14 protein-coding genes are annotated in these 12,246 nt (G+C 65.6%); 8 read left to right on the plus strand and 6 right to left on the minus strand.

Features of this window, described 5'->3' with window-relative positions:
* Positions 1-121: 121 nt before the first annotated feature.
* The gene (locus tag IX761_RS15065) at positions 122-1,945 is read right to left on the minus strand and encodes an ATP-binding protein (RefSeq protein ID WP_194790365.1); all 1,824 of its coding nucleotides are present in this window, start codon (positions 1,943-1,945) and stop codon (positions 122-124) included.
* A gap of 171 nt (positions 1,946-2,116) precedes the next feature.
* Between IX761_RS15065 and IX761_RS15070 the strand changes: the two genes are divergently transcribed.
* The 4 genes from IX761_RS15070 (at position 2,117) to IX761_RS15085 (ending at position 5,724) form a co-directional block, all read left to right on the plus strand.
* On the plus strand, positions 2,117-2,464 hold the full coding sequence (locus IX761_RS15070; RefSeq protein ID WP_194790366.1) for a metalloregulator ArsR/SmtB family transcription factor: 348 nt from the start codon (positions 2,117-2,119) through the stop codon (positions 2,462-2,464).
* Between the two features lie 22 nt (positions 2,465-2,486).
* Positions 2,487-3,770 (plus strand): arsenic transporter, encoded by a 1,284-nt coding sequence (locus tag IX761_RS15075; RefSeq protein WP_194790367.1) that lies wholly within the window; start codon positions 2,487-2,489, stop codon positions 3,768-3,770.
* 24 nt (positions 3,771-3,794) lie between these two features.
* Positions 3,795-4,265 carry an arsenate reductase ArsC gene (locus tag IX761_RS15080; RefSeq protein WP_194790368.1) on the plus strand — a complete coding sequence of 157 codons (471 nt, stop codon included), beginning with the start codon at positions 3,795-3,797 and terminating at the stop codon, positions 4,263-4,265.
* Positions 4,266-4,467: 202 nt separating this feature from the next.
* Positions 4,468-5,724, plus strand: coding sequence for an MFS transporter (locus IX761_RS15085; RefSeq protein ID WP_194790369.1), 1,257 nt, complete (start codon positions 4,468-4,470; stop codon positions 5,722-5,724).
* An 82-nt stretch (positions 5,725-5,806) separates the two neighbouring features.
* Here IX761_RS15085 and IX761_RS15090 read toward each other — a convergent pair whose 3' ends face one another.
* Positions 5,807-6,460, minus strand: a complete 654-nt coding sequence (locus tag IX761_RS15090) for a YitT family protein (RefSeq protein WP_194790370.1) — start codon at positions 6,458-6,460, stop codon at positions 5,807-5,809.
* Complete coding sequence (locus IX761_RS15095; protein WP_194790371.1) at positions 6,447-6,632, minus strand: type II toxin-antitoxin system Phd/YefM family antitoxin; 186 nt, start codon at positions 6,630-6,632, stop codon at positions 6,447-6,449. The genes IX761_RS15090 and IX761_RS15095 overlap by 14 nt, the downstream gene beginning before the upstream one ends.
* Positions 6,633-6,815: 183 nt before the next feature.
* On the opposite strand from IX761_RS15095, the gene IX761_RS15100 reads away from it, so the two are divergent.
* Positions 6,816-7,280, plus strand: coding sequence for an Lrp/AsnC family transcriptional regulator (locus IX761_RS15100; RefSeq protein WP_194790372.1), 465 nt, complete (start codon positions 6,816-6,818; stop codon positions 7,278-7,280).
* A 3-nt stretch (positions 7,281-7,283) separates the two neighbouring features.
* On the opposite strand, the gene IX761_RS15105 is transcribed toward IX761_RS15100, so the two are convergent.
* The 3 genes from IX761_RS15105 to IX761_RS15115 form a co-directional block, all read right to left on the minus strand.
* Entirely contained in the window at positions 7,284-7,982 is a 699-nt protein-coding gene (locus IX761_RS15105; RefSeq protein WP_194790373.1) for an anti-sigma factor domain-containing protein, read from the minus strand.
* Complete coding sequence (locus IX761_RS15110) at positions 7,979-8,527, minus strand: sigma-70 family RNA polymerase sigma factor (RefSeq protein WP_194790374.1); 549 nt, start codon at positions 8,525-8,527, stop codon at positions 7,979-7,981. The genes IX761_RS15105 and IX761_RS15110 overlap by 4 nt, the downstream gene beginning before the upstream one ends.
* A gap of 103 nt (positions 8,528-8,630) precedes the next feature.
* A complete protein-coding gene (locus IX761_RS15115; protein WP_194790375.1) occupies positions 8,631-9,158 on the minus strand; it encodes a DUF3455 domain-containing protein in 528 nt (175 codons plus the stop codon).
* A gap of 304 nt (positions 9,159-9,462) precedes the next feature.
* Here IX761_RS15115 and IX761_RS15120 point away from each other — a divergent pair, with 304 nt between their 5' ends.
* The 3 genes from IX761_RS15120 to IX761_RS15130 all read left to right on the plus strand — a co-directional run bounded on the left by IX761_RS15120 (position 9,463) and on the right by IX761_RS15130 (position 12,236).
* Entirely contained in the window at positions 9,463-10,275 is an 813-nt protein-coding gene (locus IX761_RS15120) for a MipA/OmpV family protein (protein WP_194790376.1), read from the plus strand.
* A gap of 63 nt (positions 10,276-10,338) precedes the next feature.
* Positions 10,339-11,028: a response regulator gene (locus IX761_RS15125; RefSeq protein WP_194790377.1), complete on the plus strand. Its 690-nt coding sequence runs from the start codon at positions 10,339-10,341 to the stop codon at positions 11,026-11,028.
* Positions 11,029-11,036: 8 nt separating this feature from the next.
* Positions 11,037-12,236 carry an ATP-binding protein gene (locus IX761_RS15130; RefSeq protein WP_194790378.1) on the plus strand — a complete coding sequence of 400 codons (1,200 nt, stop codon included), beginning with the start codon at positions 11,037-11,039 and terminating at the stop codon, positions 12,234-12,236.
* The last annotated feature ends 10 nt before the right edge of the window (positions 12,237-12,246 follow it).

The raw sequence follows: 12,246 nt of genomic DNA on the forward strand, positions 1-12,246 counted from the left end.
CCCGAAACAGATGTGGGAGCTGGCTTGCCAGCGATGCGCCGCGCGGGCGGCGCTCGATCTCAAGGGCGCCACAAAATTTTCGACAAGCCCATAGCCGCCCTCACGCGATAACCCGATGTCCTCAAGACCCACCGTGATCAACCACCAACATCACCCCCACCCGCCTGACAAGAGCCTCCAGCGAAAACGGCTTGGTCAACACCTGCATCCCCGGCGCCAGCAAACCATCCTCACCCACGGTGTGCTGCACGTACCCGGTGATGAACAGCGTTCGCAACCCAGGCCGCAGTTCGCGCCCGGCATCGGCCAGCTGCCGGCCGTTCATGCCACCCGGCAACCCGACATCGGTCAGCAGCAGGTCGAGGTGCTCGGTACCGCGCAGCACCTGCAAACCGAGGGTGCTGTCACCGGCTTCGAGCACCCGATAGCCGTGCTCGCGCAGCACCTCGGCGGTGAGCATGCGCAGGGTTGGTTCGTCTTCCACCAGCAGGATGGTCTGCCCCTGCCGCCCCGCTTGTACCGCCGCTTCATCCGACGGCACAGGCACCAGCGCCTCACCCTGATGCCGAGGCAGGTAGAGAAACACCGTGGTGCCCTCGCCCACCCGCGACTCGATGCGCACCTGCCCGCCCGACTGCTGGGCGAAGCCATAGATCATCGACAGCCCAAGGCCGGTGCCCTGGCCGATCGGCTTGGTGGTGTAGAAGGGTTCGAACACATGGGCCAGGACCTCCGGCGGCATGCCGCTGCCGGTGTCGGCCACGCTCAGGCACAGATAGTCGCCCGCCGGCAGCTCATCGACACTGTCGGCCAGCGAGCGGTTGACCGCCCGCAGGGTAATGCGCCCGCCCTCGGGCATGGCGTCGCGGGCGTTCAGGCACAGGTTGAGCAGCGCGTTCTCCAGCTGCCCGGCATCGACCAGGGCCGGCCATAGCGCGGTGTTGTCGATGGTTTCCAAGACGATGCCAGGCCCGATGGTGCGCTGGACCATCTCGCCGAGGCCATGCATCAGGGCGTTGATATCGAGTGGGCGTGGCTCGAGGGTCTGGCGCCGGGAGAACGCCAGCAACCGATGGGTCAGCGCCGCGGCGCGGCGTACCGAGCCTTGGGCTTCGCCCAGGTAACGCCCGGCCTCACCCGCGCGCCCCTCGGCGAGGCGCTGCTGCAGCAGTTCCAGCGCGCCAGAGATATTGCCCAGCAAGTTGTTGAAGTCGTGGGCCAGGCCACCGGTCAGCTGGCCCACGGCTTCCATCTTCTGCGACTGGCGCAGCCGCTCCTCGACCTGCATCAGCTCGCGGGTACGCTCAGTGACGCGCTGTTCGAGGGTGTCATTGAGCGTGCGCAGTTCAGCCGCCGTGCGGCGCTGCTGCTCTTCGGCGATGGTCCGTTCGAGCAGGTCGGCGGCGGTGCGCGCCAGGATGTCGAGCAGGCGCAGCACCCGCTCCGAAGGGTGGTGCGGTTCGCGCCAATGGTTGGAGATCATCCCCAGCAGACGGCCGTCGCGTGACAGCAGCGGCGTGGTCTGCGCGGCGCGGATACCGGCACGGCGGAACGCCTGCAACTCTTCGGTGCCGGCGATCTCGGCCCATTGTTCGAAGTCGGCAATGACCGCCCGCCGGCCCTGGCGCAGTGCCAGCGCACAACTGCTCAGGGCGGTCGGGCTCACCCATTGCCAGAAGCGCACCGCGTCCTCCGCCAGGCCGCGGGAGCACAGGAGCTTGAGCGACCCGCCGCCCTCAGGGCTGTGCAACTGCATGGTGGCGAAATGGGAACCGGTGATGGCGATGGCGGCATCGATGATACGGCCGTACAGGGCCGCGCTGTCCTGTTCGCCGATCAGGGCGACGCTGATGCCGTGCAGCAGGTCGATATCGGACGATTCGGCAGGGGTAGCCGTGGCAAGGGTGGAAGGGGTCTGAGGAGGGAATCCGTTCACGGAGGTCATGGTGCGTTCCGCTGTTGACTGCTGAGCAAGCACGAGCCTACCAATTAGTGCCTGCGCGCACCACTGGCGGCGGCTGCACCTGCAAGGGCACGGGCAAAATCCGGCAGGTGCTTGCCCATACATACGAAAAACCATATATTCGCCAATCCATATATTCAGCCGAAACGCCCCATGCTCACCCCTCCTGCACTGTTCAAGGCCCTGGCCGACGAAACCCGCGCCCGCGCCACACTGCTGATCGCTCACCAGGGCGAGCTGTGCGTCTGCGAGCTAGTGTGTGCGCTGGGCGAAAGCCAGCCCAAGATCAGCCGCCACCTCGCCCAGTTGCGCAGCAGCGGCCTGCTGCTGGACCGGCGCCAGGGCCAGTGGGTGTACTACCGTATCAACCCGCAACTGCCTGCCTGGGTGGACGAGGTGCTGCAAGTCACCGCGCATGCCAACACCGCCTGGCTGCAGGTGAGCACCGCGCGCCTGCTCGATATGGACGGGCGCCCGGTGCGCGCGGCCTCCTGCTGCTGAACACCCACCTCACGAGGTCGCCATGCTGGTCGCTATTGCCATTTTCCTGTTCACCTTGGTCCTGGTCATCTGGCAACCCAAGGGCCTCGGCGTGGGCTGGAGCGCCGCGCTGGGCGCACTGATCGCCCTGGCCGTGGGCGCGGTGTCGCTGCATGACATTCCCGTGGTATGGGCCATCGTGTGGAACGCCACGGCGACCTTCATCGCCCTGATCATCATCAGCCTCTTGCTCGACGAGGCTGGTTTCTTCGCCTGGGCCGCCCTGCACGTAGCGCGCTGGGCCAACGGCAGCGGCTATCGCCTGTTCAGTTTCTGCATCCTGCTGGGGGCGCTGGTGTCGGCGGTGTTCGCCAACGATGGCGCGGCGCTGATCCTCACCCCCATCGTCATGTCGCTGTTGCTGGCGCTGCGCTTCTCCCCCGCCGCGACCCTGGCGTTCGTCATGGCCGCCGGGTTCATCGCCGACACGGCCAGCCTGCCGCTGGTGGTGTCGAACCTGGTGAACATCGTTTCGGCGGACTATTTCGGCCTGGGCTTCACCGACTACGCCGCAGTGATGGTGCCGGTGAACCTGGTGAGCATCGCCGCCACGCTGCTGGTGCTGTGGCTGTTCTTCCGTCGCGACCTGCCTGCGCGCTACCCCTGCGAGGCGGTCCCCGACCCGCGCACGGCGGTGCGCGACCCGGCCACGTTCGTCGTCGGCGGCTGCACCCTGCTGCTGTTGCTGGCCGGCCTGTTCATCCTCGAACCCTTGGGGATACCGGTCAGCGTGGTGGCCGGTGCCTGCGCGGCGCTGCTGTTCGCGGTCGCCGCACGGGGCCGGCGTATCTCAACCCGCCGTGTGCTGCGCGAGGCGCCCTGGCAGGTGGTGATCTTCTCCCTGGGCATGTACCTGGTGGTGTACGGCCTGAAGAACGCCGGCCTGACCGACCTGCTCGCCCGCCTGCTCGACCAGCTGGCGGCGCAGGGCCTGTGGAGCGCCACCCTCGGCACCGGGCTGCTGGCGGCCGGGTTGTCGTCGGTGATGAACAACATGCCCAGCGTGCTGGTCGGCGCGCTGTCGATCCAGGCCAGCGGCGCCGAGGGCGTGATTCGCGAGGCGATGATCTACGCCAACGTCATCGGTTGCGACCTGGGACCGAAGCTCACCCCCATCGGCAGCCTGGCCACCCTGTTGTGGCTGCATGTGCTGGAGCGCAAGGGCGTGCGCATCCGCTGGGGCTATTACTTCAAGGTCGGCATCTTGCTGACCGTGCCCGTGCTGCTGATCACCCTGTCGGCGCTGGCACTACGCCTGAGCCTGTGAAACCACCCACCCCAAGGAGCCCCCATGCGAGTCCTGTTCATGTGCACGGCCAACAGTTGCCGCAGCATCCTCAGCGAGGCCATGTTCAACCACCTGGCGCCAGCAGGCATGACGGCGGTGAGCGCCGGCAGCTTCCCCAAGGGGCAAGTGCTGCCGCGTAGCCTGACCACCCTGCAACAGGCGGGCATCGCCACCGATGATTTGAGCAGCAAGGGCAACGAAGCCTTCGAAGACAACCCGCCGGATATCGTCATTACCGTGTGCGACAAGGCCGCGGGCGAGGCGTGCCCGGTGTACTTCGGCCCGGCGCTCAAGGCTCACTGGGGGCTTGAAGACCCCTCCGAGACAGTGGGCGATGAACAGCGAGTGGATGCCGCGTTCCGCGCCACGCTGGCACGCATCGAGCTACGTTGCCGGGCATTCCTTGCCCTGCCCTTCGGGGCGCTCGACCGCGAGCAGCTGCAACGCGAACTGCTGCGCATCGGCACACTGTGACACCGTCGGCGACTTGGAAGCGCCGGTTTCTCTGCTAGCCTCATCGCCAGTGGCAAACAGCCCATGGTGTGAGTAAGGATGCTCAGGCATTGACGATGGCCCCTTACCCCGACGTACATGGTTGGACTCATGTATGGACAAAAGGTAGGGGAACCCCGTGGCCAATTCAGCATTCCAGCCAGGCGGCGCGAGAGCGTGGTGGGTGTGGGCACTCGCCGTCGTATTCGTGGTGTATCTGTTCAGCGTTCAGACCGGCTATTCGATCGTCAACCCGAACATCCAGCAAAGCGTGGCGCTGTCGGTCACCCAGGTGGCCGCCATCGCCGCCACCTACACCTGGGTATTCGCCATCTGCCAGTTCTTCGGTGGCGCGCTGCTCGACCGTCTCGGCGCGCACAAGGTGCTGCCGGCCTCGGTGGCGCTGGTGACCCTGGGTGTGTTCATCTTCGCCAACGCCACCTCCTACGGCATGCTGATCGCCTCGCAATTCGTCATGGCGCTGGGCGCCTGCACCGGCTTCGTCGGCGCCGGCTACATCGGCGGGCAGTGGTTCGGCATGGCCAAGTTCAGCCTGATGTTCGGCCTGGTGCAGTTCTGCGCCTCGCTGTCCTCGGCGTTTTCGGTCAACGCCCTGCAGTACGCCCTGGGCGCCCTGCCCTGGCGCGAGCTGTTCAACTATGTGGGCGTGGCCGGTATCGGCCTGACGGTGCTGGCCTTCCTGTTCCTGCGCAACCCCACCCCGCTGGATGCAGGTGATGGCGGTGGCGCCGCACGCTTCATCGGCTCGGTACTCGGGGCACTGCTGGAGGTGGCGAAGATCCCCCATGTGTGGCTCAGCGCGCTGATCTGCTCGGCGCTGTTCGGCAGCCTGCTGGCGGCGGGCGTGGTGTGGACGCCGAAACTGATGCTGACACTGGGCGCCAGCGCCGGCACGGCGGCGTTCAGTTCGTCGCTGTTGTGGCTGGGCCTGGCCGCCGGCTGCCTGGTGCTGCCGGCACTGTCCGACCGCACCCGGCGGCGCAAGCCGCTGATCGTGGTGGGCTGCCTGGTGCAGCTGGCCTGCGCGGCGGCCCTGCTGTACGTGCCCGGCATCCCGGTGCCGCTGGCGATGGCCATCAACTTCGTGTTCGGCTTCGCCAACTCGGCACATATGCTCACCTTCAGCTCGGCCGCCGATGTGGTGCCACCGCAGTTGATCGGTACCTCGGCCGCCTTCGTCAACGGCCTGGCCTTCATCGCCGGTGGTTTCATGATCGCCGCCCCTGGCGCGCGCGTGGTCTCCGGCGAAAGTGCGGGCCTGGCCGAGCACACCCTGGCACTGGCCGAGTATGCCGCCGAACCGCTGCTGATCGCCCTGGCCGCTGCCTTGGTATTGGCACTGATCATGCGCGAAAGCTACCCCGGCTCCACACCCAGCAAGGCGCATGGAGATGTCCAAGGTCAAGGCACTGCGAGCTGATCGGGTCACCTTCAGCGGCGACCCTTTTCTCAACAAACCGCGCGATTGCCGGCGCTACGGCCGTGCACGCAGCCCCGGGCGCTCAACCGCGATAGCGCCCCGGCTTGTGCCAGCTGATCAGGATGGCGTTCATGGCCATTGTGCCGATCAACGACCACAACAGCTTGTCCAGCGGTAGGCTCAGGCTGGCCAACAAGAACAGTACGGCGTCACAGGCCAGCTGCGACAAGCCCGCGTTGATGGAAAACCGCCGCTGCACCCACAGCACCAGGGCACCGGTGCCGCCCATGGAGGCGTTATGCCGGGCCAGGCACAGGATGCCCATGCCCAGGAGCGTGCCCCCCAACAGCCAGCCATGCCCGGGGGCGATGCCTGACAGGTTGAGCATGGGGCTGACCCAGCCGACACCCAGGCCCAGCGAAATGCTGACTCCGATACTTTTGAGGGTGAACGCGCGGCCCATGGTGAACCAGGCAAACAGCAGGAACGGGATATTGATCAGCGGCACCAGCACGGACGGCGTGAGCGGCACGATGTACGCGCCCAGCAGTGCCATACCGGCGATGCCGCCCGTGATCAGGCCGCTCTTGCCGAGGATGGCGATGCCAGTGGCGGCAAGCGACACCCCGATGAACAAGCCGTAGAGGTCATCCACGACGCTGTGGCGCGGATAGGCGCCGGGCTGAAGCCGTTGCTGGGTGCACACCGCAAGCGGTGTTGGCTTATCGCTGTTCATAGGGGGTGCTCATCACGGTGGTCGCGCCCTTGCTCAGGCCCTGGGCAGCGGTGATGCGGGCAACCTCGATACCGTGACGGACGATAATGATCTCGGCGCCGTGGATGACCTGTTCGAGGATGTACTCCAGGCTTGTCTGCGCTTCGGGCATTTCGTATTTCACTTGGTACATGGCGCTCTCTCATCGGCATCAGCCTCCCTGACGTCGCGCCGGCGAATCGCTCCGGCGCCGCGTTGCGATCGGTGTTGATCGCGAAGGCAGAAGTTCATTCTGATCGGTACAACGCCGAATGTGCTTTTGAATTTCAGGAGAATCGCCCTAACATTCAGCAAATCCTTTCGTAGAAAACAAAATATGCAAAAAAACAATCTTGACGACATGGATCGCCGCATTCTTCAGGTGCTGAGCAAGGATGGCCGCGCCAGCATGCAGGAGGTGGGCAGGCAGGTCGGGCTATCGCCCAGCCCTTGCTGGCAACGGATCAAGCGGATGGAGGAAGCGGGGGTCATCCAGGGCTACGGGGCGCGCATCGACCTGACCGAACTCGGCTACGGCGACGGGCTGATCGTCATGCTCACCCTCGAGCACCACAGCGACGAGATTCTCGACATGTTCGAGCGGGTGCTGGCCGAAATTCCCGAGGTGATGGAGGCCTACCTGGTGTCCGGTGAATACGACTACTGCCTGCGCCTGGCGGTGAAGGACACCCGCGATTATGAGCGGCTGCTGCGCGAGAAGCTGTACAAGATCCCTGGCCTGCGGCATTCGGTTTCGAGCTTCGTGCTGCGCCAGCTCAAGGCGGCCAGTGTGCCGCTTTGAGCGTCAGATCACTTTCACTGCGCGACCGATGAACTTCACCGGCCCAGTCGGCAGCCCGGTGGGTGAACCGCCGGCTTTCTCCAGGGTCAGCTCGAACAACTGGTTGGCCTCAAGCGGTGGCAAGCTCTGCAGCGGAACGCGATAGGGCTCGCCAGGCTTGACCAGGCCCAGCGAAACCGGCGCGCGCCACTGCTCGCCCTTGGTCCAGAACTGCAGGGCCATGCCGTCGGGGACCGCGTCCAGCCCCAGCGGAATCAGCTCGATCATGCGGCTGTCGCTGGCCTGCACCACCCAACCGGGGGCCTGGCTGTTCGGCGCCACCAGTACCACCACGTACCGGGTCGCAGGAGCGGGCGTTGCCAGCAAGATGAACGCCAGCACCAGGCTTGCGGCGAGCCCTGCGGCACTGAGCCCTTGCCACAGGCCCAGGCGTTGCCACCCGCCAACCTGCGCCCGTGTGGACGGTGCGGGCAGCTCGTCAAGGCTGCGCTGGATACGGCGCCACAGGCGGGCATCCGGTGGCACGGGAGAAACCAGCGCATTCAACTCCAGCAAGCGGGCCTCCCAGGCATCCACGGCGGCGCGCAGGGCTGGGTCGGTATCCAGCCGCGCTGTCAGCTCGGCATGCTGATCCGCCGGCAAAGCCCCCAGCACATACTCCCCGGCCAGGGTGTCCAATTCTTCGGCAGCATCCGGCTTCATTCCAGGCACTCCCGCAGCGCCTTGAGGCTGCGCTTGATCCAGGCTTTGACGGTACCCAGTGGCGCACCCAGCAAGCCGGCGATCTCGGCGTGGCTGCAGCCGTCCACATACGCATGCAGGATGCTGCGCCGCGGTGCGGGCTGCAGTTGGTCAAGGCAACGGTAGAGCTTCGCCGAGCCTGACCAGAGTTCGCTTTCGTCGGGTGCCGCGTGCACGAAGGAGGACGCATCGATGCCTGCTTCGTCGAGCAGGCTTTCACGGCGGGTATCGCGTATCGCGTTCAGCGCCAGGTGGCGGGTGATGCTGTAGATCCAGCCCCGGGCCGTGCCGCGTGCGGGGTCGAAGCTCGCTGCGCGCGTCCAGATGCGGATGATCGCGTCGTGGACGATATCTTGCGCCATGCCATCGTCACGGGCGATGCGCCGGGCAACACCCAGCAGGCGTGCGCCTTCATGATCGTAGAGCGCCTGCAAGGCTCGCCGGTCGCCCTGCGCGCAAGCCGCCAGGCAGCGTTGGTAGTCGAAGGCAACGACAGGCGAGTTCAACGTGTGCGGCTTCCTTGTATCCGGCAAGGTTCCCCGGCCATCCGGCCGGGGGCTTGCCAACCAGCGTAGATGACCGAGTGCAAGGTGTCTGCTCAGGCCCGCGTCATTTGGCCGTCCAGAACACATAGTCGGCCTGGTACTTGACGATCTGCTGCGCGCCCTTGTTCTGTGCCGTGCAGTCGCTCGTCGGCGCCACGCCGCCGCGGGTGGCCAGGCGCTGGATATAGCTGACGCCCTGCATGGCGCCCTGCCCTTCGGCTGGGTTGGCCTTGACCAGCTGGTAGGGCAAGTCGCCCTTGGCTGCCGGGGCCACCGCCAGCTGGGTGCCGGTCACTGTCGAGCCATCCTTGGCCTGCCAGGTGGCTGGCGGGCCGAAGTACTGGCCCACCGGCTTGCCGGCACGGTCGTTGAGCACCGCCTTGGGGCCGACGAAGGTCCATTCGGTCTGGCCGGGGGCGTTGGCCTTGTCGCGGCACGCGTAGGTGATCTCGCCGACGCCGACGGTTTCGAGCATGACCGTGTGGCCATCGGGGACCTTGACGGCATCCGGCAGCGTGGACTGGGCGTGGGCAGGCTGCAATACCAGGGCGAGGCCGCAGGCGAGCAGGCAGGCGGTGGACTTGATGTTCATGGGCAGTGCTCCTGACAGGTCGTTTGGCTGGGCAGCCATTGGCCGCCCATAAGCACTACCCGCCAGCTGGCAATCTGGATGCACGGCTCGAAAAAAATCACCCGCTCTGGGCGCAGCCCCCGCATCAGGCCACCAAACCTGATTGTTTTGCCCATCTTGATCAAATCTTGAAAAAGCCTTGAACAGGCCTTGTGAATGCGCCCGTAACCTCTGCTCGTCTGCTCGTTCCAGCGACAGACCGAACCGAACAAGCGCCCTCTCGGCAGCCGTTTCAACGTCCCCCTGAATCCAAAGGAATACCCGCGTGCGCGTCATCAATGGACTAAATAAAGGCCTGGTCTTTCCCCTGACTCTCACCGCCGCTCTGGTGCACGCTGAAGAACAGCGATCCGATGATGGCGACATCTGGGGTGATACCACCCACGTCAACCTGGGGCTGGGTGCCACCTATGGCCCACGCTACCTGGGTTCGGAAAACTCCACCGCGGCGGCCATGCCGATGCTGCGCATCGAACGCGGCATCTTTTTCCTGGACGTCAAGGACGGCCTGGGCCTGCAATGGCAATCGCCCTCTGGCTTCAGCGCCAGTGCCTCGATCGGCCAGGACGCCGGCCGCGCCGACGGCGACAGCAGCTACCGCACAGGCTCGGACAAACTGAAAGGCATGGGCGAGATCGGCGGTGCCACCGTGCTCAACCTGCACGCCGCACAGCAGCTCACCACCTGGCTGGCGGTCAGGGCCAGGGCCGAGCTGCGCATGGGTGGCGAACAGCGTGGCGATCAGTACGCCCTGGGCCTGGAGGGCAAACTGCTCGATACCGATCGCGACACGATCACCTGGGGCTTCGATGCGCACGCGGGCAACGCGCGCTTCAACCAGACCTACTTCGGCGTGACCGACCAGCAGAGCGCCACCTCTCGCTTTACCCGTTACAAGGCCGACCAGGGCATCTACGCCTACTCCTCCGAGCTGTCCTGGCTGCACGCGTTCGATAAGCACTGGTCGACCGTCGTTGGCATCGAGTTGACCCATTACACCGACCAGGTCCGCGACAGCCCGATCGTTACCAAGGACACCACGGCCTTGAGCTATGTCGGTGTAAACTACGCGTTTTGACGGCAGGCCAGCACCTTGCCGTCGCCAGCCGACGCCCCGGCAAGGAATGCTTTCGAGGCCCGCATGACCAGCAAACTGATCCTCATCGTCGAAGATGACGCCGACAGCGCGAGTATCCTCGAGGCTTACCTGAAACGAGACTGCTTCGATGTAGCAATTGCCCGCGACGGCCTGATGGGGGTGGAGCTTCACCACCGGCTCAAACCAGACCTGGTGCTGCTGGACATGATGCTGCCGTTGATGAGCGGGCCCGAGGTGCTCAAGACCCTGCGCCAGCGTGGCGATACGCCCGTGATCATGGTCACCGCCATCGGCGACGAGCCGGAAAAGCTCGGCGCCCTCAGGTATGGTGCGGACGACTACGTGGTCAAACCCTGCAACCCGAAAGAGGTCGTCGCCCGCGTCCAGGCGGTGCTGCGTCGGGCCCAACCCAGCGTCAAGGCCGAGGCGCGCCTGCGTTTCCAGGCCCTGTGGCTGGACCGGGACAGCCGTGCGGTCGGCGTGGTTCAGGCAGATGGCACGGACCTGCCCGTCGAGCTGACGCCAACCGAGTTCAATTTACTGGCCATCCTCCTGGGCTCGCCACAGAAGGCGTTCAGCCGCGAAGACCTGCTGGCCCGCTGCCTGCCGGATAGCGATGCCCTGACGCGCGTGGTCGACACGCACATTCACAATGTGCGCCGCAAACTCGAGCCGCATGGGATCAGCAATGTGCTGGTGACGGTCCGCTCGATCGGTTACCGCTTCCAGTGAAGGCTGCCATGAAAAAGCCGGTCAGCTTCTGGAAATGGGTCGGTTGGCGCATGGGCATCATCGCCGGCACCGCCGTCGTGTCGATGGCGATGATCATGTGGGTCCGCTACCTCTGGTGGCAGCATGAGGTCAACGCCACGATTCCCCAGCAGGTGCGGGAGCAGTTCGCCTCACTCATCGAGCACCCCACCGGCCGGGAAGCCGAGCTGTGGGCCTACCTCTCGCAGTACTACCACCCAGAAGACATCCGCCCCGGCATCACCGGTGCCGACTGGTGGACCGTGGCGCTGCTGCTCACCGCCGCGCTGCCGCTGATGGTCGTCACCGGTTTTTTGCTGGTACGCCCGCTGTCGAGGCGCCTGATCGAAATCGCCGCGGCCGCGCAAAAGGTCGCTGGCGGCAACCTTCATGTGAACCTGCCTGTCAGCGAGAGCATGCCGCTGGAGATGCAGCGCCTGACCTCTGACTTCAACAGCATGACCCGCCGGCTCAGGCTGTACGAACAGGAGGTGCAGGCCTCCAGCGCCGTGCTCGCCCACGAACTGCGCACCCCCCTCAATGCCGCCATGGGCCGGGTGAACGGGATGATGGACGCGGTGTTCCCCACCGATGCGCAGCAACTGGGCCTGGTGCTGCATCAACTCGAGCACCTGAACCTGCTGGTCGATGACTTGCTCTTGCTGTCCCTGGCCCAGGCGGGGCAATTACCCCTGAGCAAAACCCCGTTCAGCCTCTGGCAGCTGCTGCAAGAGCGCATCGATTGGTTCAGGCCACAACTGGCCGGTGCTGGACGTGAGGTCAGGGTGAGCGAGCTGCCAGCGGAACCGGTCAGCGCTGACCGGAATCGCATCGGCCAGCTGATCAACATCCTGCTGGACAACTACCTGCGTTACGCCTCGGCGGGCGGCGACCTGGAGATTCATGGGTTCGTGGATCCGCAACGCATCGGCCTGGTCTTCAGTGATCGCGGTCCGGGGTTGTCCGAGGAGTCGCTGCAGCGCGTGTTTCAGCGCTTCTGGCGGCAAGAGCCGTCACGTAGCCGCCACGCGGGCGGGAGCGGGCTGGGGCTTTCCATCGCACAGGCCATCTGCACCGCCCATGGCGGCGAGATCACCGCACGGCGTGGCGCGCAGGGCGGGATGATGTTCGAAGTCAGCCTGCCCCGCGTGCTCCCGTCCATGGCTGAAGCACGCGCGCGCGTCGGCTAGGTTCGCAGAC

The organism is Pseudomonas sp. UFMG81 (assembly GCF_015354575.1).
GTDB lineage: Bacteria > Pseudomonadota > Gammaproteobacteria > Pseudomonadales > Pseudomonadaceae > Aquipseudomonas.